The organism is Pseudomonas sp. F9001 (assembly GCF_013385435.1).
In the GTDB taxonomy this organism is placed as follows: domain Bacteria; phylum Pseudomonadota; class Gammaproteobacteria; order Pseudomonadales; family Pseudomonadaceae; genus Aquipseudomonas.
Map to the genome: position 1 here is coordinate 67,965 of NZ_JACAPX010000004.1, position 20,892 is coordinate 88,856.

The following is a 20,892-nucleotide window of genomic DNA, read 5'->3' on the forward strand; positions in this document are numbered from 1 at the left end:
AGAAGCTGCGTCCCGCTCAATTCATCCAGTTGCCGCCGTCGACGTTGTAGGTCTGGGCAACCACGTAGTCGGCTTCTTTGGACGCGAGGAAAACCGCCATTCCGGTCAAATCCTCGGCAGTCCCCATCCGCCCAAACGGTACCTCTGCTCCTACGCGCTTTTTCTTCTCGCCCAGCGGCAGCCCTTCGTGCTTGGCAAACATCGCGTCCACCCCGTCCCAATGTTCGCCGTCCACCACTCCCGGCGCGATGGCGTTCACGTTGATGCCCTGTTTGATCAGATTCAGCCCCGCCGATTGCGTGAGGCTGATCACCGCCGCCTTGGTCGCGCAGTACACCGCCACCAGAGGCTCACCCCGGCGCCCGGCCTGGCTGGCCATGTTGATGATCTTGCCGCCATGCCCCTGCTTGATCATCTGCCGGGCCGCCGCCTGCAAGGTGAACAAGGTACCGGCGACGTTGATCGAGAACAGCCGGTCGAAGCTCTCGCGGGTGATGTCGGTGATGGGCGCCAGGTCGAACAAGGCGGCGTTGTTGATCAGGATGTCGAGCTTGCCGGCCTGCGCCACCACGGCGGCAATCGCGGCATCGATGGACGCCTGGTCGGTGACATCCATCGCCACCGCGTAGGCTTTCGGGCCCAGCTCCGTGGCGGTGGCCCGCGCCCGCTCCAGGTTGATGTCGGCGATGGCGACGGTCGCGCCTTCGTTGATGTAGGCCTGGGCAAACGCCCGGCCAATGCCCCGCGCGCTGCCGGTGACCAGCGCACTTTTACCTTCCAGTCGATTCATCAATGCAGTGTCCCTGAGGTGATTATTTCGGGTAGCCGGCGCGTTTCATTTCACGCTCGGTGGTGGACTGCGCCTCGGCCAGTGCCTTGTCGATCGTCATGCCGCCGGTGAGCGCTGCCGAAAACAGCTTGCCCACCGAGGTGCCGATGGCCTGGAACTCGGGGATCGTCACGTATTGGATGCCCACGTACGGCACGGGTTTGGCCGACGGGTGCGCGGGGTCGGCGTGTTGCATCATCTGCAAGGTCACCTTGGCGAACGGCGCTGCGGCCAGGTACGCCGCGTTGTAGGTGGACTGGCGCGTGCCCGGCGGTACGTTGGTGATGCCGTCCTTATCCGCTACCAGCTGGATGTATTCCTTGGAGGTGGCCCAGGTGATAAAGGCTCTGGCGGCGTCCTTGTGCTTGGAGGTGGCCGGGATCGCCAGGGACCAGGCGTACAGCCACGACGAACCCTTGTCGGTGACCTCGGTGGGTGCGGCGGCAAAACCCACGCTGTCGGCGACTTTGCTTTGGGTTTTGTCGGTGGTGAACGAGCCGGCAACGCTGGCGTCGACCCAGATCGCGCATTTGCCGCTGTTGAACAGCGCCAGGGTTTCGTTGAAACCGTTGCTGGAGACGCCCGGCGGGCCATAGTTTTTCAGGGTGTTGACGTAGAAGTTCGCCGCCGCCGTCCACTCGGGACTGGTCAGCTCGGGTTTCCATTGCTCGTCGAACCAGCGTGCACCAAAGGCGTTGGCCATGGTGCTCAGCAACGCGATGTTTTCACCCCAGCCGGCCTTGCCCCGCAGGCACATGCCGTATTGGTCCTTGGCGGGCTGGTTGAGCTTGGCGGCGAACTCGCCCAGTTGGGTCCAGGTCGGATGCTCGGGCATCGCCAGGCCGGCCTGCTTGAACAGGTCGGTGCGGTAATAGGTGACGGTGCTTTCGCCATAGAACGGCAACGCGTAGAGGGTGTTGTTCACCGACAGGCCCTGGCGTACCGCGGGGAAGATGTCTTCCACGTCGTAGTCGGCGGGCAGCGGCGTGATCGGTTCCAGCCAGTGCTTGGCGCCCCACAACGGGGTTTCGTAGGTGCCGATGGTCAGTACGTCGAATTGGCCGCCCTGGGTCGCGATGTCGGTGGTGAGGCGTTGGCGCAGGACGTTTTCTTCGAGCACCACCCAGTTTAGTTTCACCTCGGGGTGCTGCTGTTCGAACACCTTGGACAGGCGCTGCATGCGGATCATGTCGCTGTTGTTGACCGTGGCGATGGTCACGGTTTCGGCCGCGTGACTGGCCATCGCCAGAGTGAGGCCGGAGAGCAGGAACAGCGCTTTCGGAATCTTGAGCATGGCGGTTTCCACTTATTGTTTTTGTTGTTGACGGCCCGATTACAGCAGCTTGCCCAAGGCCGGACAAACGACTGGCGGATGCCCGGCTGATACTTTTTTAACCGCATCGCCAAGATCAAAAAAGTATCAGTGGCGGGCAAAACCCGGGGTAGCGGCTACTTGGACAAAGGGCGTATTTTGGTGCCATTCCAAAAAGCCCAGAAGGGCCAAGCCCATGCCAGCAAGCCGATCCGCCCTTTTCGAGCAACGCCCCGCCGAGCTGGAAGTGATTCTGGCCGAGCCCGAGCATGGCTTTCGCTGGTACGAACATGACTATCCATTCGAGCTGGCCCGCTGGAACCATCACCCCGAATTCGAAATCCACCTGATCCGCCACGGCAGCGGCAAGCTCGTGGCGGGCGACTATATCGGTGCGTTTGGCGCCGGCCATGTAGCACTGATCGGCCCCGACCTGCCCCACGACTGGATCGGCGACCTGACCCCCGGCGAGTACCTGACGGGGCGCGATGTGGTGTTGCAGTTCGACGGCGCAGCATTGCTGGCCCTGCGCACCACGCTGCCTGAGCTGGGCGACCTGCAAGGCCTGTTTGACCGGGCCCGGCGCGGCCTGGAATTCACCGGTGAAACCGCCCTGAAGGCTGCGCACCTGCTGGAGTCCATCGGCCCCGCCGAGGGCCTGGCGCGCCTGATTCTGTTCATCCAGTTACTGCATACCTTGGGGCAGGCACCCTCCGGGGAATCCCATTGCCTGGCCAGTGCCTGCTACACGCCAAGCCTGGATGCCCGCAGCTCGGAGCGTATCCACAAGGCCTTCGAATACCTGATGACGGAATTGACCGGCGACCTGCGGCTGTCGGTGATCGCCCAACGGCTGGACATGAGCGAACCGGGCTTCTCGCGTTTTTTCAAGCGCGTCACCGGTCACGGCTTTATCGACCTGATGCGCAAGTTCCGGGTGCAGCGCGCCTGCCGCCTGTTGCTGCAAAGCGAGATGTCAGTGGCCGATATCTGTTTTGAAGTGGGTTACGCCAACCTCTCCAACTTTAACCGGCACTTTCGCATCGAGATGAACCAGACGCCCAGCGAATATCGCCGGGAAACCGCGATGTACCTGTTTAACCGCAATGGTGATCAGGCGCTGCCGTTTACCAAGGCGCATTTCTGACCAAAAGGCCGACTATTTCCCACTTTTCTCAATTCCTTCATGCAATTGACACAAATTGGTACAACCTATGCAAACGTTTGCGGAACGAACTTGGCAACCAGGTTCACCTCAACCCGAAGAATCGGGCCCCAACCGCGTACGAACAGGGATTTTCAATGCAACCCACTTCCAGACGATCCGCGTCGGCTACCCCTTTTGCTGTTTCCCTGCTACTGGCTGCCGTTACGGGAGTACTCAGCGGACCCATTTTGGCGCAGGAAAAACCCACCGATGACTCAGCACAGGGCGAAGCCCTGGCCCCGGAAGCCAGCCCGTCGAAAAAAGGCGTGTACCTGTCGGACTGGTTCAATCAGGACCTGACGGTGATCGGCAGCAAAGACATCAGCTTCGGCCCCAAACCCTCCGATGACGTGTACCTGGAGTACGAATACTTCGGCCGCAAGGGCCCGTTCGAACTGTATGGCTACGTCGATATCCCGAAGATCTTCGGGATCGGCAACAGCAATGACAAAGGCGCGTGGGACCACGGCTCGCCGGTGTTCATGGAGCACGAACCGCGCATCTCCATCGACTACCTGGCCGGTCGCAGCCTGGCCATCGGCCCGTTCAAGGAATGGTATGTGGCGTTCGACTGGATCTACGACCACGGCAGCAACAAGGACAACCGTGCCAACACCTTGTACAGCGGCCTGGGCACCGACATCGAGACCCACTCGCGGGTCAACCTGTCGGCCAACTTCTATGGCCGTTACCAGTGGGAAAACTACGGCGCCAGCAACGAATACTCATGGGACGGCTACCGTGCGCAGATGAAATACATCGTGCCCATCGGCAGCTTCGACAATGGTGCGTCGCTGACCTATATCGGCTTCACCAACTACGATTTCGGCTCGGATCTGCACAAAGACAACCCCGCGCGCACCGCCAACTCCCTGGTTGCAACAAACGTGCTGTTGTATTCGTTCACTCACCTGCGTTTCACCCTGGTAGGCCGTTACTTCCACAACGGCGGCAACTGGGAAGACGGCAGCGAGCTGAACTTTGGCGACGGCAATTTCCGCGCCCGCTCCAACGGCTGGGGTTACTACGCCGGTGTGGGCTATCAATTCTGAGTGTGAACAAGGAGCAGTAGATGAAGACCTTTACCCGCCTTTCAATCGCCATCGGGCTGGCCGCCGGGGCTCTGTTGCCGCACGTCGTGCTGGCTGATGCCCCGGCACCGATCAAGCCCAAGGTGATGCTGATCACCATGTTCGCCCCCGAAGCGCAGAACTGGATCGATCGCCTGGAACTCAAGCAGGAAGTTCGCGTGCCAGGCCTGTCGGCCGAGTATCCAGTGATCCGCTGCAACACCCAGGACGTGTGCCTGCTGGTGACCGGCATGGGCCAGACCAACGCTGCCGCCTCGACCCTGGCGCTGGCGTTGTCGCCGAAGTTCGACCTGCGCCAGAGCTACTTCCTGATCGCCGGGATCGCCGGGATCAACCCGCACCATGGCACCATCGGCACCGCCGCGTGGGCCCATTACCTGGTGGAATTCGGAACCCAATGGGAACTGGATTCACGGGACGCGCCGAAGGACTGGCCGACCGGCTATATCGGCATCAATACCAAGGGGCCGAACGAGAAGCCGCCGCTGGACTACAAGACCGAAGTGTTCGAGCTCAATCCCAAGCTGCAAGCCAAGGCGTTTGCGCTGTCGCAAAAAGTCGAGCTCAGTGAAAGCAAGGAGTCCACGGCCTGGCGCAAACACTATCCGTACGCGCCGGCCAATCAGCCGCCGCAGGTCACCCAGTGCGACACCCTGGCGGGCAATACCTGGTTCTCCGGGACGCGCCTGAGTGAGCGCGCCGAGGTCTGGACCAAATTGCTGACGGACAATAAAGGCGTGTACTGCACCACCCAGCAGGAAGACAACTCCACCTATGAAGCGTTGCTGCGAGCCAGCCGCGAAGGTTTGGTGGATATCCAGCGGTTGGCCGTCGTGCGGGCGGGTTCCGACTTTGACCGGCCATACCCGGGCTACAGCGAAGTGGACAATCTGCTGAAGTATGCGGACCAGGGCGGATTTGTACCGGCGCTGGAGAACCTGTATCGCACTGGTAATCCGCTGGTACAAGCGATTCTGAAGAACTGGTCGGCGTGGGAAAAAGGCGTTCCCGAAGCCTGAATAAAGATCAAATGTGGGAGCGGGCTTGCTCGCGAAAGCGGTGGATCAGTGCCGAATGTATTGGCTGACACACCGTATTCGCGAGCAAGCCCGCTCCCACAATAAGCGGGTCAGGGCAGGAAGATAATCTTGTCGGCACTGCCCTGGTTCACTTGCTCAAAGCACTTCACACCGTCGGCCAGCGACACTTCTCGCAAACCAGTCGGCAGCGGCAACAAATCCTCATCGAAGAACCGCCCGAACTGCTCCAGCATCACGGCGCATTGCTCGCAGTTGTAGAGCAGCGAATTGATCCCCACCACCGAACCACCCTTGCGATACAACGCCAGGGCCGGCAGTTGCACGTGCCCGTCCACCGGCGCGGCGATGATCGCGATACGGCCAAAAGGCGCCAGCGCCGCCACCGCTGCCGGCAACCAGAAGCCGGTGGTGTCAAAGATCACATCGGCGCCCGTACCGAACAGCGCATTAACCTGCCCTCCCAGCGCTTCCGGCTGGCCCAGTAACAAGCCCTCGAAACCCTGCTCGCGCAAGGCCTCGACCTGTTCCGGCCGACGCACGGCCCCGAGCACCTGGGCCCCACGAATCTTCGCCAGGGCCAACGCCGCGCTGCCTACAGCCCCATTGGCACCAATCACCAATAAGCGAGTGCCTTTGCCGACACCGCTGCGCTCAAGGGCATCCCACGCCGTGGTGTACGGTACGCCGAGACTGGCGGCCTGGGCAAAGCTCAGATGGCTGGGCTTGTGCGCCACGCCCTTGGCCGACACGGTGAGGTACTGGGCGTGGGAACCGTCAGCGAAAAAACCCAGGTCGCGACCGGTGCCCCAGACTTCCTGGCCAACGAGTTCCTGCGGACCTTCCACCACCACCCCGGCAAAATCACGGCCGGGAATGCGTGGCAACGTGGTGTAGGGGAAACGCCCGAGCACGTTCTTCACGTCGCTGGGGTTCAGCCCGGCAGCCTTGATCTGCACCAGGACTTCACCGGCCGCCGGCACCGGCGTGGCGACATCAACGTAAGCAAGGGCAGCGAGATCGCCGGTGGCGGAAAATTGCAGTGCTTTCATGACCAATATCCATCGAGGTTAAAAAGGGTTTCAGGAGAACCAGGCGCTGACCATTTGCCGGCCCATGGGCCAGAGCTTCTCGCCCATCAGCATGCCCATCAGCCCGATCAGGGCGATGGCAGGAGGCGCAGGCGAGCGAAAGTCCAGGGCACCGTAAATCACGCCGACCAACAGGCCGATGGCCAAGGAAATCAGGTAATTCATGGAACACTCCGCAGCAAGGGTTGATGCGGTCAGTGTAGGGGGGCTGAAACCGAAGCATCGGCCAAGTGCTTCAGGATTTCGGCCAAGCCTCAGACGGGATACTGCGACGGCGCCATCCCCAGTTCACGGCGAAACATGTCGCTGAAACTGCTCGGCGAATAACCCAGGGAACGGGCGATCGCGCTGACCGACTGGCCCTGGATCAACTCGGCCACGGCGGTGGCCAACTGCACCTGGCGGCGCCACTCGGCAAAGCCCATGCCCAGGCTGTTCTGGAACAGCCGGGCCAGGGTGCGTACGCTGGCGCCGGCGGCTTCGGCGTGCTGTTCAAAGGGAATGTCCAGGGACGGTGACGCCATCACCGCCTGGCAGGCGCTGGTCAGGCGTCGGTCGGCGCCCACGGGCAAGGCGATGCGGATCGGTGAGCGCCGGGCCCGTTGCAATTCCAGCAGGGCCAGGCCGACCACGGCCTCGTAATAGGCCTGGTCCCCCTTGTCGCCCTGCTCCACCAGCGCCACGATCAGTTCGCGCAGCAGCCCGCCGACCTCGATCACTTGCACCTGGCTGTCCAGGGTCGCTGCCAGCGCCGGGCGCAGGTAAATGTTGCGCATCTGCAAGTCCGACACCACGCGAATCCCATGATCGACACCCGGCGGCAGCCACACCGCGCGCTGGGGCGGCACCACCAGCGCTTCCCGGGGTGTCTCGACCCACATCACGCCGCTCATGGCATACAGCAACTGGCCCCAATCGTGTTGATGGGGCTCGACATACAACCCACGCGGGTAGGTGCGCGCCAAGGGTTGCACGGGGACGGCGTGATCACTGAGGTCGGGAGGCGCGGCAAGGGCCATGGAAGACACATCGTTCAAGTATGGAGCGCCATGATAAGACGTGACCCGGACAATCCGAGTGAATTTTTACTGCCTGCGCAGGGTCACTTAAAGACACAAGGAGGGTTTACGGATCCATGACTAACGCAAAACTTTTCGTGATCGACTACACGCTGCATGGCCAGCCCAAGTCATTCATCATCCGCCTGGAAAAACTCGACAACGCCGAAGCCTGGCATTGGGCGAGCTGCGACGCCGGCGTAGGCCGCATCGGGCGCTTTGCCCGTGAGCAGGTGAAGAAGACGAGCCAGCCCCAGGCCGAGAAATTCGGCATCGAAAACGTGCAATGGCGCCGCTCGGATGCGCGCCCCAGCGCGTGAAACTGTAGGAGCGAGCTTGCTCGCGAAGGTCGTTAACGATGACGCGGGGCACCTGGTGCCCCGCGTCGCTCTCGGGTGTTTCGCGAGCAAGCTCGCTCCTACAGAAGGCAGCCTGCGTTAGCCGTGGGCGGACTTGGTGCATTCGCACCCGGTCGCCGAAGCACAAGGCTCGCCATGGGCATGATGCTCGGCGCAGCCTTGGCAGCAATACCCCTTGCCATCCTTCATCACCGCAGTTTCCCCCAACGGGCAGTTGCAGTCCTGGCAGGCGCATTTTTTTTCTTGCATGTCTTGCATGGTCAGACTCCTTTTTCGTGGTCGTCCAAGTGCGGCGAACGCCGGCACCTCAAGCAATGACTATAGGCAACGATTCAAGGTTCAAAGGCCCGTCAGTCAGCCCGACGAGCGTTGCTGCGGTACATGAACACCAGGGCCAGCGCGAGGCACAGCATCGCCACGATGCGGCTGCCGGACAGTTCGATCGCCGGGTTGCCGAGCCAGCCGAAGTTATCGATCAGCATGCCCATGCCCAGCTGCCCGACAATCACCGCCACCGTTGCCACTGCCGTGCCGACAATCGGGACCGCGCCTACCATCACCATCATGTACACCACCCCGAACAACGCCCCGGTCAGTTGCCACTTCGGCACGTCCAGCAGGCTGACCGCGTGGGCGGGCTCAAAGAACAGAATCAGCAACCCGGTACTGATCGCGCCCACGACAAAGGTCAGCAGGCTGCTGCGCAATACGCCCACCGCCTGCCCGAGGCGGCCATTGATGGCGGCCTGCACACTCAATACCGCACCAGCGGCCACTACCAATACCAACAACAGAATCAGGTTCATCCCCTTAACCTCGCGCAATCAGAACAAGTGCCACCACAATCAACGCCAATGCAATCCAGCGCTCCACGTTGACCCGCTTGCGGGCAGTGCCAAACCAGCCGAAGTGGTCGATCAGCACGCTCTTGCCCACCTGGCCCGACAAGATCGCAATCATGGTCATCGCGATCCCGATATGCGGGGTCGCCAGGGTCAGCACCACCACGTACATCGGCCCCAGGAAGCCACCGATCAATTGCCAGCGCGGCAGGTCGGTCAACGCCGGACCCTTTTGCGGGCCGCTGAACAGCAACAGCAGGAACAGGATCGCCGAGCCGACGCCGAAGATGCTCAAGGTCGCCCACAAGTGGCCGACCTGCACACCCAGCGGGCCCAGCAAGCCGGCCTCCACCGACAAGCCCATGCCGGCGAAGATCACCAGCGGCAATAGCAACAACCGAAGAAACGTCTTGGGCTTGGCCTGAGCCACACCCGCCACTGAAGAAGCCTGCATACATCACCTGCGCGTTAGAGAGAGGAACAATGGCGCGTATTATCCGGTGGCACTGCTGTGCGATAAATGGGAGCATACCGACAACACCTTTGCGCAATACGCACAGCATGGAGTGATGATGCAGGGTTTGAACGAACTGAGCTTCAAGGCGCTTCGCCTGTTTGTCGCGGTACTGGACTACGGCAGCTTTTCCGAAGTCGCACGCCGCGAAGGCCTGGCGCCCTCCTCCATTTCCCGGCAGGTGCAGTTGATGGAGCAGGCCCTGGGCCAACAGTTGCTGTACCGCCATACCCGTGCGGTCAGCCCTACCGAAGCCGGTCGCCTGCTGGGCCGGCATGCGCGATTGATGCTGGAGCAACTGGAAGCCGCCGGCCAGGCGTTGCAGGAACAGGAAAGCGAACCCAGCGGCCTGGTGCGCATCAATGCGCCGATGGTGTTTGGCCAACGCCACCTCTCGCCGTGGCTTGGGGAGCTGTGTCGGCGTTACCCGAAGCTGCAACTGGATATCCAGCAAACCGACACCTACGTCGACCCGTTGCAAGACGGCACAGACCTGCTGTTTCGCATCGGTGTGCTGAACGATTCCGGCATGCAGGCGCGAATCTTCGCCCCCCAGCGCTTTCGTCTCGCTGCCAGCCCCGGCTATCTGGAGCGTTTCGGTACGCCCCGGCATCCGGACGAACTGGTGAACCACCAGTGCCTGGCCTACAAGGGCGTCACCGGCCAGCAGCGCTGGTTCTTCCGCCGGGACCAGGGCGACTGGACGTCCTACAGCGTCAAGGGCCCGATCACCGGCAACCACGCCGACACCCTAACCCACGCTGCCGAACAAGGCCTGGGGCTGGTGGTGTTCCCGTCATGGTTGATCGGTGAAGGCCTGCGCGCCGGCACGCTGCAGGCGGTGCTCAGCGACTATGAAGTGGCGACGACCCTGGAGCCGCAACAGATTGCTGCGCTGTGGCCGGGTAGCCGGCGGCTGTCGTTGAAGGTGCGGACCGTGATTGATTACTTCGTCGAGTGTTTTGGGGCAGTGCCTTACTGGGACCGTTGAGCAACTGTGGGAAACTATTCGGCCCGCACTGTCGGGAAAAATCCCCCTTCAAGTAAGTCCGATCTGATTTTCCACAACACGGGTCAAAAACCGCTTGCACTCGGGCAGACTTCGAGGAATTCCTTCAGGAGAGACGTCATGGATGCCAGTCATTACCCGTTCGGAAACCTGCAATCGTCCCCGCAAAAATCACCCTCCGCCAGCAGTCGGTTGATCTTTGCCTGCTTACGAAATTTTGGCTATATTTGGCCAAAACCTCGAGAAGACCAAATGATTACCGTACCGTTGGGTGAAGCAAAAAATAATTTATCAAAACTGGTCGATGATGCCGCCGCCGGCCAAATCATCACCATAGCCAAGCATGGGCGCGCGATGGCTCGCCTTGTTCCTGTCGGGAAACCGACAGGCCGGCGAATCGGCGCGATGAAGGGCAAACTGGTGGTGCCGGATGACTTCGATGCGCCATTGCTAGACGACATGCTGGATGCGTTTGAGGGAAACCACCCATGAGAATACTGCTGGATACCCACATCCTGCTTTGGGCCCTGAGCGATGATCCAAAACTGCCAGCGAAGGCCAGAAAGCTGATCGAGAACGCGGCTGAAATTTACGTCAGTGCCGCCACGTTCTGGGAGCTGGCGATAAAGGTCGGGCTCGGGAAGCTCAACGTAAACCTGGACGAAATTCGCGAATACTGCCTGGAAAGCGGCTACGTGGAACTGCCCATCACCTCGGAGCACGCCATCGCGGTCAAGGACCTTGAACACCATCACAGGGACCCGTTTGATCGGCTCATCATTGCAACGGCTATCATTGAGCCGATGAAGTTAGTGACAGCCGACCCCATGGTGGCGAAATACACATCATTGGCCGTTTTGACTTAATTCACTTCGCTCAAAACAACCACTGCCCGATCAGCCAGGCATTCGCCCCGCTGATCACCACAAACAAGCTCCAGGCCAGCAGCCGCGTAGGCAAGCTGTTGACGAACGGCCCCATCAGGCGCTTGTCACCCGTCATGCGGATCAGCGGAAACAACGCAAACGGCAACTGCAGGCTCAACACCACCTGGCTGAGGATCAGCAGCTTGCCGATGGCATCATCCCCCATCAGCCACACCCCGAGGAACGCCGGGATCAGCGCCAGGCCACGGGTGATCAGCCGTCGCTGCCAGCAGGGAATGCGCAGGTTGAGGTAGCCTTCCATGATCACTTGCCCGGCAATGGTGCCGGTGAACGTGGAGCTCTGGCCCGAAGCCAACAGCGCAACACCGAACAGCACGCTGGCGAACACGCCACCCACCAGCGGGTCGAGCAAGTGATAGGCGTCCTGGATTTCCACCACATCAGTGTGGCCGGTCTGGTGGAACGCAGCGGCGGCCAGTATCAGGATTGCCGCGTTGACCAGCAGTGCCAGGGACAGGGAACCGATGGTATCGATACGCGCCAATTTCACCGCGTCCTGGCGGCTGGCCAGGTCCTTGCCGAACAGCCGGGTTTGCACGATGGAGCTGTGCAGGTAGAGGTTATGGGGCATCACCGTGGCCCCCAGTATGCCAATGGCCAGGTACAACGGTGCGGCATCACTGATGGCGGACAACGACGGGGTGAAACCACGAAACACGTCGGGCCAGTAAGGCTTGATCAGCACCAGCTCGATGAAGAAACACACGCCGATAGTCGCCACCAGTGCCAGCATGATCGCTTCCAGCCGGCGGAAGCCTCGATTTTGCAGGGCCAGGATCAGCAAGGTATCGAAGGCAGTGATGACAATCCCGGTGGTCAGTGACACGCCCAGCAACAGGTGAAACGCCAGGGCGCAGCCGAGGACTTCGGCGAGGTCGGTGGCGATGATCGAGATTTCCGCAAGGATCCACTGCACGAACGACGAGCGCCGGCTGTAGCGCTCGCGGCTCAGTTGCGCCAGGTCCTTGCCGGTGGCGATGCCCAGCCGTGAGCACAGGCACTGCACCGCCATCCCCGCCAGGCTCGCCAGCAGCACCACGAACAACAGGTTGTAGCCGTAGCGCGAACCGGCCTCGATGGCGGTGGCCCAGTTGCCCGGGTCCATATAGCCGATGGAGATCAGCAAGCCAGGGCCGGCAAACATCAGCGCACGTTTGAAAAACGAGGCACGGGGATCAACGACGATGGAGCCGGCGACTTCCGGCGGGCAGAACGGGGCGGTAGCGATTTTGGGCAGGCTGAATTTCACGCGGGGTACCAGGCTTTCACACAAGACGTGAACGCAGCTTATCAGTCAGACGCAATGGTACGCATCACCGTCTCCCGGGGCAGATCAAATGCCTCTACCACCTGGACCACCAGATCCATCTCCTGGTTCAGTGCTTCACGCTCCAGGCGCTCGCGAATCACCCCGATCACCAGCACCGCCAGGGTGGTGATGGAATACGCGGGGCCGGAAAACGCCCGCACGCCGGTCACCAGCAGCATCGCCGCCGCGAGCGCCTGCCCCACCACCGGAATGGCCGTGGCCGCGCCCCGGCGCAGGATAAACCCGGTCAACCCGGCCAGCGCGGTCCCGCTGAGGGCAGTGGTGGCTGAGCGCCCGACATCGAAACGATTGAAAAAACCCTGTTCCTTTTGTGCCGCGGCCTTCAACTCTGCCTCGAACACTTGGCGATCAGCCTGGCTGAGCTTGTCCTTGTATTGCTCGATCAGCCGCTCGGCAACCTGCAGTTCCAGATCAGCAAGGGCCACTTTCTCGATCGGTTGATCAAACTTGATACCCACCCGCTGCGCCACGTCCTGGGCGATTTCGCGATAGCTCACGCCATGACCACGGGCCAGGTTCATAAAGGTGTCGCCGCCCATGCGCTGCAACTCGATGGCCAGCTTCAAGGGCTCGCGCACGGTGGCGTCGATAGAGGCACTGCGCTTTTGCGCCATCAGCTCGGCGAAAAACTGCAACTCCTCCGGCCGCGCCTGCACCAGCAGCGGGAACAGCTCGACATCCTCTTCGGCAAAGCGCACTTCGCTGCTGCGTTGATCGGCGCGGATCATGCCCCGGCGTTCCTGCAGCAGGTCGGTGTACTGCACCACCGTCTTCAGTTGCGGCCAATACGCGGCGTGGTCGAACGTGGCCAGGTGCACGTTGGCGACCTTGGCCTTGAGCGCCGGTGTCAGCGGGATCGCATAACGACCGATGCAGCGCTCGGTGTCCGGCTTGAGCGCCAGCGCCCAATCCTTGCTCGAGTGGCAGTTGATCACCCGACCGCTGAGCGGCGCCGAGACCAGGTCCCAGGGGCTGGAGGTACAAATTGCACCGCCCATCAGCAGCAGGTTGTTCAGCGGCAACTCACGGGCCACCTCAGGGCTGGCCAGCAGGCTCTTGACCAGGATGCGCGCGCCCAGGGAGTGGCCGATCAGGTTGATCTGCCGCACCTTGATCGACTCGCCATGGAGGTAGTTGGCCAATTCGGGCAGCAGGCTTTTGGCGACCTCATCCACCCGCGCCTCGACGCTTTTGTAGTGGTCGAGGAAATAGGCAATCGCCTTGCCCACCCCGATGGTTGCGGCACCCAGGCTACCGCCACCCAACATCGAGGTAATCACATCCTTGAACGGCGCAAACAGGTTTTCCAGGAAATGCCCTGCCGGCCAGAACAGCATCAGGTTGGTGGAGCCTTCGATGGTTGCCAGTTGCCGGGAGAAACTACCCAGTTGTTGCTGGTTGAAGAACGCCGAATAACCATGCACGTAGAGATTGAGCACATCCCCCTGGGGCTCGCCACACAACACAAACGTGGGCTTGCGGGTGCGGTGCATTTCATCCCACTGGTGTTGCATGTGACGGTGACTCCTGGCGACGACGGAGGGCGATAGTAACAAAGGGCGGGCTACGGGAATGTGAAAAACTGATACTCGGACTATCCATATCGCTGCACAGTGATGACAAAAAACGCGGATTTTGTTCGCAGATTCAGTCCATTAACCTTTGTCGGGTCAACCACTGAAACCGAGGAACACCATGAGCAAGCCCGAGTTTTTCATCACACCCGGTTACGGCGACATTGCACGCGAGACCCTGCATTACACCCAGGCGGTCAAAATCGGCAACCGCGTCGAAACCTCGGGCCAGGGCGGCTGGGATGACGAGTTCCAGATTCCCGAATCCCTCACCGACGAGATCGCCCTGGCCTTTCAAAACCTCGAACGCACCCTGGCGGCAGCCGGCGCCGGCTGGGAGCATGTGGTACACGTCAATTCCTACCACGTGGGAGGTTTCCCGCCGGAGGTGAACGAGCAGATGGTCAAGTGGTACCGCCATTACATGCCCAATCACGCCCCCATCTGGACTGAGCTGGGAGTAGAAGCCCTGGGGCTGCCGGCAATGCGCATTGAAATCCGCGTGACAGCGATTATTGCCTGACGCCGAACCGCTCGATCACCCAGTCGATAAATACCTTCAGCCGGGCGTTCTGATGGCGATTGGGTGGATAGATGATGTGCAACGGCGTGGCGGGCCGGGTCCAGTCTTCGAGTACCGGGACTAACTGGCCTGCCTCTACGTAGTAGTCAACGATGGTCTTGAAATGCTGCCCGACGCCCAGGCCGGCGAGCAGCATTTCCTTGAGGCCGTTGCCTTCGTTGGTGGAAAACGCGCAGTTGCCTACCTCATACCGAGTCGCGCCCTTCTCGAAAATCAACGGCTCCGGCTTACCCGACCCGGCAAAGAAATACCCCGCCTTGAGGTGGTTCTTCTCGAGGTCCTCGGGAGACACGGGCGTACCCATGCGCTCCAGGTAGCCGGGGGCCGCACAAGTGACGTACTCGAGGTCGACAACCTTGCGGGCGATCATCGCCATGTCATCGAGCTTGCCAGCGCGCAGCACGCAATCCACGCCCTCCCCCACGATATTCACGGCGCAGTCGCTGATGCCCAGGGCGATGGTGATCTCAGGGTACTCACGATGAAAATCCACCAGCGCCGGGATCAGCAGGCAATTGGCAAAGGACGCCGGCGCATCCACTTTCAGGTGGCCGCCGGGCTTGAGCTTCTGCCCGCGCAGGGCATTGTCCAGTTCATCGAGTTCCGCCACCAGGCACAGCGCGTGGCTGTAGTACTCCAACCCCTCCGGCGTCGCCGCCAGCGCACGGGTGGTGCGATGCATCAACTTGACGCCAAGGTGCTTCTCCAGGTCCGTGATGAGTTTACTGACGGTAGAACGCGGCAGTGCCAACTGGTCGGACGCGCGGCTGAAGGAGCCGGTTTCGACGACACGGACGAAGGCACGCATGGCGAGGAGTTGGTTCACGTTGATGTCCGATGAGGGCAAGAATGGCGAGTATTGTCCATTAAGCTGCACAATGACGACAGGCATTCAGCGAACAAAAAAGCCCGGCGCATGGCCGGGCTTTGACGGAGCGGATGACTCAGTGGGCAAAGTTCTCGATCTTTACCTGGCCATCAGGAAACGTAGCGACAATCTCCAGTTCTCCTCCCATGGCGCGGATATAGTTACGCAGCGTGCTGATATACATGTCGGTACGCCGCTCCATTTTGGACACTGCCGCCTGATTGATATTCAGCGCCTTGGCCAGCGTATCCTGGCTCATCTGTTGCGCCTTGCGCAGTTCATGCAGGGGCATTTCTTTCAGGTGTTGCTGGAAGATGCGCTCTGCATCGGCCCGGGCTTGCGGTGTCATGCGAGCCTGCAGCTCACTGAATTTTTTAGCCATGGTGACGGCCCTCTTTAAGCAGTGTTTCCAAATGTTCGTCATACAACTTCTCAGCCAGCGGGACGTATTCGTCATACCAACGGCCTCGACCGGTTTTATCCCCGCCAATCAGCAACAAGGCACACCGGCGCGGATCAAATGCATACAGAACGCGGTAAGGCCGCCCGGCATGCTGCACCCGCAACTCTCGCAGGCAGCCATGCCTGGAGCCCTTGATATCGCTGCTGCGGGGGGAAGCCAAGGCCTGGCCCCAGAAGGCTCAGTAAATCCACACTGACCGATACTGAGGATTGCTCCTTTGCATCCAGACCGCCCCACCAGATTCCAAACTCGTCCGTGTATTCAATGTCCCAACTCATGCAAATATTCCATCCATGGAATATAAACTCAAGGGCATAATTGTAGGAGTTCCTGGCGTGTACAGGCTTCCGTTTGTCCCGGAAAAGTGTTTGTAGATTATTCCCGCACAATGCTCAGCCCATAAAAAACCACCCTTTCGCGCGGCTGAAGACACGACCACAGCGCCGGCACCACGGATGATCCCGACCGCCACGTGCATAAAACTCATTGAAATAAATGGTATTAATAGTTTGGAGAGTGCCGCGAAAGAACCGGACGACATCCAATGAACCCGGAGGCGAAGGCCTTGGGACCTGCAAAGCAAGCTCGCTCCTACAGGAAAACCTGTTGATTCAGCAAAACGATCCCGGAGTCCCCAATGCCCCATGAAGGCAACCTGTTACAAGCGGCCGTTGTATTCCTGCTCGCTGCCGTCCTGACCGTGCCCCTGGCCAAGCGCCTGCAACTGGGTGCCGTGCTGGGTTACTTGCTGGCCGGGGTGATCATCGGCCCATCGGTGCTGGGCCTGGTGGGCAACCCGCAAAGCGTCAGTCAGTTTTCCGAACTTGGGGTGGTGTTGCTGCTGTTCATCATTGGCCTGGAGTTGTCACCGAAGCGTCTGTGGGTGATGCGCAAGGCAGTGTTCGGTGTAGGCCTGGCGCAGGTGTTGCTGACGGGCACCGTGATCGGCGTGGTCGCGCTGTTCGTGTTTGGCCAATCATGGAACAGCGCGATTGTGCTGGGCCTTGGCCTGGCGCTCTCCTCCACCGCGTTTGGCCTGCAAAGCCTCGCCGAGCGCAAGGAACTCAACCAGCCCCACGGGCGCCTGGCCTTTGCGATCCTGTTGTTCCAGGACATCGCCGCCATCCCGTTGATCGCCATGGTGCCGCTGCTCGCGGGCAGCGATCATCCCGCCACCACCTCCCAGGGCCTGCGACACGGCCTGGAAGTACTGGGCAGCATCGCCGTGGTGATCATCGGCGGGCGCTATCTGTTGCGGCCGGTGTTTCGCATCGTCGCCAAGACCGGCCTGCGGGAGGTCTCCACCGCCACCGCGTTGCTGGTGGTGATCGGCACCGCATGGCTGATGGAGCTGGTGGGCGTGTCCATGGCCCTCGGCGCCTTCCTCGCCGGGTTGCTGCTGGCAGACTCCGAATACCGGCATGAGCTGGAATCGCAGATCGAACCGTTCAAGGGCCTGCTGCTGGGTCTGTTTTTTATCAGCGTGGGCATGGGCGCCAATATCAGCCTGCTGTTCAGCGCGCCGGTGATCGTGCTGGGGCTGACCCTGCTGCTGATCGCCATCAAGTTGCCGCTGCTGTTTTGCGTGGGTCGCCTGGCAGGCGGCCTGAACCCTGAAAGCGCGCTGCGCCTGGGCGTGGTGCTGGCAGCCGGTGGTGAGTTCGCATTCGTGGTGTTCAAGATCGGCCGCGACCAAGGCCTGTTCGAGCCGCACCTCTACGACATCCTGGTGTTGACCATCACCCTGTCCATGGCCGTGACGCCATTGCTGCTGTTGCTCTGCCCGAAGCTGTTCAAGCCCAAGGCCAAGCCGGTGGAAGTGCCCGAGGAATACCGTGCCATCGAAAGCGATGCGCCACGGGTGGTGATCGCCGGGATGGGCCGCATGGGGCAGATCGTGGCGCGGATCCTGCGGGCACAGAACATCTCGTTCATTGCCCTCGACACCTCGGTGGAAACCATCGAACTGACCCGCAGTTTCGGCGGCATGCCGGTGTTCTACGGCGACCCGCAGCGCCCGGAAATCCTTCACGCAGCGAAAGTCGACCAGGCCGAGTTTTTCGTGATCGCCATGGACGACCCCGAGATCAACATCAAGACCGCCGAGCTGGTGCGCAGCCTCTACCCGCACATGAAGATCATCGCCCGCGCCCGTAACCGCCAGCATGTGCACCGCCTGGTGGACCTCGACGCGTCACCGGTGCGCGAGACGTTTTACTCCAGCCTGGAAATGAGCCGCCGCACCCTGGTGGGCCTTGGCTTGACCCAGGCCCAGGCCGACGCGCGCATCAGCCGCTTCAAAAACCATGACCTGCAATTGCTGGCGGCCCAACACGCCGTGTATGACGACGCGGCCAAGGTGATGCAGTCTGCCCAGGAAGCCCGGACGGAACTGGCACGGCTGTTTGAGATGGACCGGATCGAGGAAGAGTCCGACAAGGTGTAGGGATGGAGATGAACGATCTTGCGAGTTTTCTGACAGAATACGGCGCAATTTCGTTCATCCCTGGAGAGCTTCATGGCCACCCTCAGCAAGACCGCAGCCCTCTTGGCCCTCGCGCTGGCCGCCGGCTTCGGCGCCAGCCAAGTCCTCGCCGCCAGCAAGCCAGTGGCGCAGAAGACCGCCACCCAGACCATCTCCACCCTGGATGGCAAGTTCAGCTTCAACCTGCCCAAGTCCTACCTGGCCGACCCACTGCCGGCCGGTGATGCCGAGCACGGCACCGCAGGCGCCAGCGGCACGATGTACAGTGACCAGGCCACCAAAAGCGTGATCTTCGTCGTCGAAAAACCGAGTGTCGCCAGCCTGATCAAGGACAACGACCCGCAGTTCCTCGACGGTGCCGTGGCGGATTTCGTCAAGGAACAAAGCGCCGCCCTGCCGGACTTCAAGAAAGGCGCCGAGAAGAAACTCAACGTGAAAGGCCTGGCTTTGCGCCAGGTCGACAGCACCGCGACCATGGGCGGTGGCAAGACACTGAGTTCCACCTTCCTGACGGGCTCCGGCAGCCACCAATTGGTGGTGCAGGCCATTTCCCGGGCGGATGATGAAGCCGGTCATGCACTGTTGGTGAAGCAGATTATCGGCGGTAAATAACCGGTTTTATCTGGCAGTGAAAATCCAATGTGGGAGCGGGCTTGCTCGCGAAAGCGGTGTTTCAGTCAACACAGGTATTAACTGACCCACCGCTTTCGCGAGCAAGCCCGCTCCCACATTTTTGATCGCGCTCACATCGCAGGATTCAACGCAGGCTCTTTTCCAGCCACTGCTTCAAGTCCAGCAACTCCGCCTCACCGACGGTATGAATCATCCCCGGGTAGCCGTGGAATTCCGGCGTGAGGCCAATCCCCTGCAATACCTCGTTGGCCCGCGTTGCCGAGTAGTACGGCAGCGCCTGGTCCAGCGTCCCGTGACCGATGAAAATCGCCAGCTTGCCCAGTCGCGCATCCGGCTTGAGTTCGGCCTTGAGTACCGGCAGCAGGCTGCCGCTCAACGCCGCAATCCCGCGCAGGGTTTCGGGATGTCTTAACCCGACTTCGTACGACATGATCGCACCCTGGCTGAACCCCACCAGAAACACCCGCTCAGGTTGGGTGTGGTACTTGGTGGTGGCCTGGGCGACGAAGGCCTCGATCAGCTTGGCGCTGCTCTGCAGGTCGGCGGTCTCGCCATCAAAATCGCCATCGCCCGGCTTCTTGCGAAACCAGCGATAACCACCGCCCTCCACCGGCATCGGTGCCCGTGCAGACAGGTAGGTCCAGGTCGACGGCAAGCGGTCCTTGAGCCCGAACAGGTCGGCCTCGTCACTGCCATAACCGTGCAGGAAGATCACCAGCGGCTCGTTGCGCGCATCGCTTTGGGTCTGTTCCAGGTAAGGCAGCGGCAGGTCGGTGTGCAATACGTCTTCGGCCTGTGCGGCGCCGGTAAACAGCGCCACCGTCAGGGCAATCAGTTTGAGCATGAGCATCAACCTCTAGGGTTTGCGCAACAAATAGGTATCCATGATCCAGCCATTGGCCTGGCGCGCCGCCTTGCGCACACGTTCAATCTCTTCGGCAACCTCGGCCACTTTGCCGCTGATCAGGATTTCATCCGGTGTGCCCAGGTAGGCGCCCCAGTAGATATCCAGGTCCTGATCGGCCACGGTGCGGTAGGAATCTTCGGCATCGAGCATGACAACCAGGGTGTCGGCATCACTCGCCTGCCCCGCCGCCAACCGGCGCCCGGTGGTGATTTCGATGGAGCGACCGATGCGGTTCAGCGGCACTTTGTGCTGCGCCGCCAACGCCTGGACGCTGGTGATCCCGGGGATCACTTCAAATTCGAATTCGCAGCTGCCGCTGGCGAGGATCGCCTGCAGGATACGAATGGTGCTGTCGTACAGTGCGGGATCGCCCCAGGCCAGGAATGCGCCCACTTCGCCGTCGGCCATTTCTTCATTGATCATCCGTTCGAAGGTCTGCTGCTTGTTGCGGTTCAGGTCCTTCACGGCGGTGGTGTAGTCGATATCGCCACGCACCCGCTCGGGGCAATCGGCCTCGACAAAGCGGTAGGCGTGATCGGTGATGTAGGTCTCGCAGATTTCCCGGCGCAGGTCGATCAGCTTGTCCTTGCTCTGGCCCTTGTCCATCAGGAAAAACACGTCGGTGCGGTTGAGCGCCTTGACCGCCTGCATCGTGATGTAGTCAGGGTTGCCGGCGCCAATGCCGATGATCAGGATGCGTTTCATGGGAAAGTCTTCATGGGTGGTCTCGGTGCGGGGAACGGATTTTGCCAT

The 20,892-nt window shown here is 61.0% G+C and carries 24 protein-coding genes and 1 pseudogene; 10 read left to right on the forward strand and 15 right to left on the reverse strand.

Annotated features, from left to right (window positions below; genetic code table 11):
* Nucleotides 1-16: 16 nt before the first annotated feature.
* The gene (locus tag HX818_RS02465) at nucleotides 17-790 is read right to left on the reverse strand and encodes an L-iditol 2-dehydrogenase (RefSeq protein WP_008437073.1); all 774 of its coding nucleotides are present in this window, start codon (nucleotides 788-790) and stop codon (nucleotides 17-19) included.
* Nucleotides 791-812: 22 nt separating this feature from the next.
* Nucleotides 813-2,072 (reverse strand): sugar ABC transporter substrate-binding protein, encoded by a 1,260-nt coding sequence (locus HX818_RS02470; RefSeq protein ID WP_371315689.1) that lies wholly within the window; start codon nucleotides 2,070-2,072, stop codon nucleotides 813-815.
* A 265-nt stretch (nucleotides 2,073-2,337) separates the two neighbouring features.
* Here HX818_RS02470 and HX818_RS02475 point away from each other — a divergent pair, with 265 nt between their 5' ends.
* The 3 genes from HX818_RS02475 (at nucleotide 2,338) to HX818_RS02485 (ending at nucleotide 5,458) form a co-directional block, all read left to right on the forward strand.
* Nucleotides 2,338-3,288: an AraC family transcriptional regulator gene (locus tag HX818_RS02475; RefSeq protein WP_177019425.1), complete on the forward strand. Its 951-nt coding sequence runs from the start codon at nucleotides 2,338-2,340 to the stop codon at nucleotides 3,286-3,288.
* A 155-nt stretch (nucleotides 3,289-3,443) separates the two neighbouring features.
* The gene (locus HX818_RS02480; protein ID WP_177019426.1) at nucleotides 3,444-4,400 is read left to right on the forward strand and encodes a nucleoside-specific channel-forming protein Tsx; all 957 of its coding nucleotides are present in this window, start codon (nucleotides 3,444-3,446) and stop codon (nucleotides 4,398-4,400) included.
* 20 nt (nucleotides 4,401-4,420) lie between these two features.
* The gene (locus HX818_RS02485; protein ID WP_087694158.1) at nucleotides 4,421-5,458 is read left to right on the forward strand and encodes a purine nucleoside permease; all 1,038 of its coding nucleotides are present in this window, start codon (nucleotides 4,421-4,423) and stop codon (nucleotides 5,456-5,458) included.
* Between the two features lie 110 nt (nucleotides 5,459-5,568).
* Here HX818_RS02485 and HX818_RS02490 read toward each other — a convergent pair whose 3' ends face one another.
* The 3 genes from HX818_RS02490 to HX818_RS02500 form a co-directional block, all read right to left on the reverse strand.
* Nucleotides 5,569-6,528 carry a zinc-binding alcohol dehydrogenase family protein gene (locus tag HX818_RS02490; RefSeq protein WP_102369314.1) on the reverse strand — a complete coding sequence of 320 codons (960 nt, stop codon included), beginning with the start codon at nucleotides 6,526-6,528 and terminating at the stop codon, nucleotides 5,569-5,571.
* A gap of 30 nt (nucleotides 6,529-6,558) precedes the next feature.
* Nucleotides 6,559-6,732 (reverse strand): DUF1427 family protein, encoded by a 174-nt coding sequence (locus HX818_RS02495; protein ID WP_003208108.1) that lies wholly within the window; start codon nucleotides 6,730-6,732, stop codon nucleotides 6,559-6,561.
* A gap of 89 nt (nucleotides 6,733-6,821) precedes the next feature.
* Nucleotides 6,822-7,586 carry a helix-turn-helix domain-containing protein gene (locus HX818_RS02500; protein WP_177019466.1) on the reverse strand — a complete coding sequence of 255 codons (765 nt, stop codon included), beginning with the start codon at nucleotides 7,584-7,586 and terminating at the stop codon, nucleotides 6,822-6,824.
* Between the two features lie 116 nt (nucleotides 7,587-7,702).
* On the opposite strand from HX818_RS02500, the gene HX818_RS02505 reads away from it, so the two are divergent.
* Complete coding sequence (locus HX818_RS02505; protein ID WP_003208104.1) at nucleotides 7,703-7,945, forward strand: DUF6555 family protein; 243 nt, start codon at nucleotides 7,703-7,705, stop codon at nucleotides 7,943-7,945.
* Nucleotides 7,946-8,062: 117 nt separating this feature from the next.
* Here HX818_RS02505 and HX818_RS02510 read toward each other — a convergent pair whose 3' ends face one another.
* The 3 genes from HX818_RS02510 to HX818_RS02520 all read right to left on the reverse strand — a co-directional run bounded on the left by HX818_RS02510 (nucleotide 8,063) and on the right by HX818_RS02520 (nucleotide 9,280).
* A complete protein-coding gene (locus HX818_RS02510) occupies nucleotides 8,063-8,233 on the reverse strand; it encodes a metallothionein (RefSeq protein ID WP_177019467.1) in 171 nt (56 codons plus the stop codon).
* A 101-nt stretch (nucleotides 8,234-8,334) separates the two neighbouring features.
* A complete protein-coding gene (locus HX818_RS02515; RefSeq protein WP_003208100.1) occupies nucleotides 8,335-8,790 on the reverse strand; it encodes a DMT family transporter in 456 nt (151 codons plus the stop codon).
* A gap of 4 nt (nucleotides 8,791-8,794) precedes the next feature.
* Nucleotides 8,795-9,280 (reverse strand): DMT family transporter, encoded by a 486-nt coding sequence (locus HX818_RS02520; RefSeq protein WP_008437061.1) that lies wholly within the window; start codon nucleotides 9,278-9,280, stop codon nucleotides 8,795-8,797.
* 118 nt (nucleotides 9,281-9,398) lie between these two features.
* Here HX818_RS02520 and HX818_RS02525 point away from each other — a divergent pair, with 118 nt between their 5' ends.
* The 3 genes from HX818_RS02525 to HX818_RS02535 all read left to right on the forward strand — a co-directional run bounded on the left by HX818_RS02525 (nucleotide 9,399) and on the right by HX818_RS02535 (nucleotide 11,215).
* Nucleotides 9,399-10,331 carry a LysR family transcriptional regulator gene (locus HX818_RS02525; RefSeq protein ID WP_023658922.1) on the forward strand — a complete coding sequence of 311 codons (933 nt, stop codon included), beginning with the start codon at nucleotides 9,399-9,401 and terminating at the stop codon, nucleotides 10,329-10,331.
* Between the two features lie 138 nt (nucleotides 10,332-10,469).
* Nucleotides 10,470-10,841 carry a type II toxin-antitoxin system Phd/YefM family antitoxin gene (locus tag HX818_RS31130; protein ID WP_256346357.1) on the forward strand — a complete coding sequence of 124 codons (372 nt, stop codon included), beginning with the start codon at nucleotides 10,470-10,472 and terminating at the stop codon, nucleotides 10,839-10,841.
* On the forward strand, nucleotides 10,838-11,215 hold the full coding sequence (locus HX818_RS02535) for a type II toxin-antitoxin system VapC family toxin (RefSeq protein WP_003208092.1): 378 nt from the start codon (nucleotides 10,838-10,840) through the stop codon (nucleotides 11,213-11,215). The genes HX818_RS31130 and HX818_RS02535 overlap by 4 nt, the downstream gene beginning before the upstream one ends.
* A gap of 10 nt (nucleotides 11,216-11,225) precedes the next feature.
* Here HX818_RS02535 and HX818_RS02540 read toward each other — a convergent pair whose 3' ends face one another.
* Together HX818_RS02540 and HX818_RS02545 are read right to left on the reverse strand one after the other, a co-directional pair.
* The gene (locus HX818_RS02540) at nucleotides 11,226-12,545 is read right to left on the reverse strand and encodes an Nramp family divalent metal transporter (RefSeq protein ID WP_177008242.1); all 1,320 of its coding nucleotides are present in this window, start codon (nucleotides 12,543-12,545) and stop codon (nucleotides 11,226-11,228) included.
* Nucleotides 12,546-12,586: 41 nt separating this feature from the next.
* The gene (locus HX818_RS02545; protein WP_177019427.1) at nucleotides 12,587-14,140 is read right to left on the reverse strand and encodes a DUF726 domain-containing protein; all 1,554 of its coding nucleotides are present in this window, start codon (nucleotides 14,138-14,140) and stop codon (nucleotides 12,587-12,589) included.
* A gap of 181 nt (nucleotides 14,141-14,321) precedes the next feature.
* Between HX818_RS02545 and HX818_RS02550 the strand changes: the two genes are divergently transcribed.
* The gene (locus tag HX818_RS02550) at nucleotides 14,322-14,723 is read left to right on the forward strand and encodes a RidA family protein (RefSeq protein ID WP_003208087.1); all 402 of its coding nucleotides are present in this window, start codon (nucleotides 14,322-14,324) and stop codon (nucleotides 14,721-14,723) included.
* Here the strand turns inward: HX818_RS02550 and HX818_RS02555 are convergent.
* The 3 genes and pseudogenes from HX818_RS02555 to HX818_RS02565 all read right to left on the reverse strand — a co-directional run bounded on the left by HX818_RS02555 (nucleotide 14,713) and on the right by HX818_RS02565 (nucleotide 16,392).
* Nucleotides 14,713-15,609, reverse strand: coding sequence for a LysR family transcriptional regulator (locus HX818_RS02555; RefSeq protein ID WP_371315688.1), 897 nt, complete (start codon nucleotides 15,607-15,609; stop codon nucleotides 14,713-14,715). The genes HX818_RS02550 and HX818_RS02555 overlap by 11 nt on opposite strands.
* A gap of 118 nt (nucleotides 15,610-15,727) precedes the next feature.
* Nucleotides 15,728-16,033, reverse strand: a complete 306-nt coding sequence (locus tag HX818_RS02560) for an XRE family transcriptional regulator (protein WP_003208085.1) — start codon at nucleotides 16,031-16,033, stop codon at nucleotides 15,728-15,730.
* Nucleotides 16,026-16,392: pseudogene (locus HX818_RS02565) on the reverse strand (type II toxin-antitoxin system RelE/ParE family toxin). The gene HX818_RS02560 and the pseudogene HX818_RS02565 overlap by 8 nt, the downstream one beginning before the upstream one ends.
* A gap of 359 nt (nucleotides 16,393-16,751) precedes the next feature.
* Between HX818_RS02565 and HX818_RS02570 the strand changes: the two are divergent.
* Nucleotides 16,752-18,560, forward strand: coding sequence for a monovalent cation:proton antiporter-2 (CPA2) family protein (locus tag HX818_RS02570; protein ID WP_008437055.1), 1,809 nt, complete (start codon nucleotides 16,752-16,754; stop codon nucleotides 18,558-18,560).
* 72 nt (nucleotides 18,561-18,632) lie between these two features.
* Nucleotides 18,633-19,211 carry a hypothetical protein gene (locus HX818_RS02575; RefSeq protein WP_177019428.1) on the forward strand — a complete coding sequence of 193 codons (579 nt, stop codon included), beginning with the start codon at nucleotides 18,633-18,635 and terminating at the stop codon, nucleotides 19,209-19,211.
* Nucleotides 19,212-19,356: 145 nt separating this feature from the next.
* Here HX818_RS02575 and HX818_RS02580 read toward each other — a convergent pair whose 3' ends face one another.
* Both HX818_RS02580 and cobF read right to left on the reverse strand, forming a co-directional pair.
* Nucleotides 19,357-20,076 (reverse strand): alpha/beta hydrolase, encoded by a 720-nt coding sequence (locus HX818_RS02580; RefSeq protein WP_087694209.1) that lies wholly within the window; start codon nucleotides 20,074-20,076, stop codon nucleotides 19,357-19,359.
* A gap of 12 nt (nucleotides 20,077-20,088) precedes the next feature.
* Nucleotides 20,089-20,844 carry a precorrin-6A synthase (deacetylating) gene (gene cobF / locus HX818_RS02585; protein ID WP_177019470.1) on the reverse strand — a complete coding sequence of 252 codons (756 nt, stop codon included), beginning with the start codon at nucleotides 20,842-20,844 and terminating at the stop codon, nucleotides 20,089-20,091.
* Nucleotides 20,845-20,892 lie beyond the last annotated feature (48 nt).

What these genes read in the sequence shown, in the direction of transcription:
- HX818_RS02515 (WP_003208100.1), bottom strand. Translation starts at nt 8,790, where the DNA reads ATGAACCTGATTCTGTTGTTGGTATTGGTAGTGGCCGCTGGTGCGGTA.
- HX818_RS02505 (WP_003208104.1), top strand. Translation starts at nt 7,703, where the DNA reads ATGACTAACGCAAAACTTTTCGTGATCGACTACACGCTGCATGGCCAG.
- HX818_RS02500 (WP_177019466.1), bottom strand. Translation starts at nt 7,586, where the DNA reads ATGGCCCTTGCCGCGCCTCCCGACCTCAGTGATCACGCCGTCCCCGTG.
- cobF (WP_177019470.1), bottom strand. Translation starts at nt 20,844, where the DNA reads ATGAAACGCATCCTGATCATCGGCATTGGCGCCGGCAACCCTGACTAC.
- HX818_RS02465 (WP_008437073.1), bottom strand. Translation starts at nt 790, where the DNA reads ATGAATCGACTGGAAGGTAAAAGTGCGCTGGTCACCGGCAGCGCGCGG.
- HX818_RS02525 (WP_023658922.1), top strand. Translation starts at nt 9,399, where the DNA reads ATGCAGGGTTTGAACGAACTGAGCTTCAAGGCGCTTCGCCTGTTTGTC.
- HX818_RS02520 (WP_008437061.1), bottom strand. Translation starts at nt 9,280, where the DNA reads ATGCAGGCTTCTTCAGTGGCGGGTGTGGCTCAGGCCAAGCCCAAGACG.
- HX818_RS02545 (WP_177019427.1), bottom strand. Translation starts at nt 14,140, where the DNA reads ATGCAACACCAGTGGGATGAAATGCACCGCACCCGCAAGCCCACGTTT.
- HX818_RS02560 (WP_003208085.1), bottom strand. Translation starts at nt 16,033, where the DNA reads ATGGCTAAAAAATTCAGTGAGCTGCAGGCTCGCATGACACCGCAAGCC.
- HX818_RS02495 (WP_003208108.1), bottom strand. Translation starts at nt 6,732, where the DNA reads ATGAATTACCTGATTTCCTTGGCCATCGGCCTGTTGGTCGGCGTGATT.
- HX818_RS02510 (WP_177019467.1), bottom strand. Translation starts at nt 8,233, where the DNA reads ATGCAAGAAAAAAAATGCGCCTGCCAGGACTGCAACTGCCCGTTGGGG.
- HX818_RS02535 (WP_003208092.1), top strand. Translation starts at nt 10,838, where the DNA reads ATGAGAATACTGCTGGATACCCACATCCTGCTTTGGGCCCTGAGCGAT.
- HX818_RS02490 (WP_102369314.1), bottom strand. Translation starts at nt 6,528, where the DNA reads ATGAAAGCACTGCAATTTTCCGCCACCGGCGATCTCGCTGCCCTTGCT.
- HX818_RS02575 (WP_177019428.1), top strand. Translation starts at nt 18,633, where the DNA reads ATGGCCACCCTCAGCAAGACCGCAGCCCTCTTGGCCCTCGCGCTGGCC.
- HX818_RS02470 (WP_371315689.1), bottom strand. Translation starts at nt 2,072, where the DNA reads ATGGCCAGTCACGCGGCCGAAACCGTGACCATCGCCACGGTCAACAAC.
- HX818_RS02550 (WP_003208087.1), top strand. Translation starts at nt 14,322, where the DNA reads ATGAGCAAGCCCGAGTTTTTCATCACACCCGGTTACGGCGACATTGCA.
- HX818_RS02570 (WP_008437055.1), top strand. Translation starts at nt 16,752, where the DNA reads ATGCCCCATGAAGGCAACCTGTTACAAGCGGCCGTTGTATTCCTGCTC.
- HX818_RS31130 (WP_256346357.1), top strand. Translation starts at nt 10,470, where the DNA reads ATGGATGCCAGTCATTACCCGTTCGGAAACCTGCAATCGTCCCCGCAA.
- HX818_RS02485 (WP_087694158.1), top strand. Translation starts at nt 4,421, where the DNA reads ATGAAGACCTTTACCCGCCTTTCAATCGCCATCGGGCTGGCCGCCGGG.
- HX818_RS02480 (WP_177019426.1), top strand. Translation starts at nt 3,444, where the DNA reads ATGCAACCCACTTCCAGACGATCCGCGTCGGCTACCCCTTTTGCTGTT.
- HX818_RS02475 (WP_177019425.1), top strand. Translation starts at nt 2,338, where the DNA reads ATGCCAGCAAGCCGATCCGCCCTTTTCGAGCAACGCCCCGCCGAGCTG.
- HX818_RS02580 (WP_087694209.1), bottom strand. Translation starts at nt 20,076, where the DNA reads ATGCTCAAACTGATTGCCCTGACGGTGGCGCTGTTTACCGGCGCCGCA.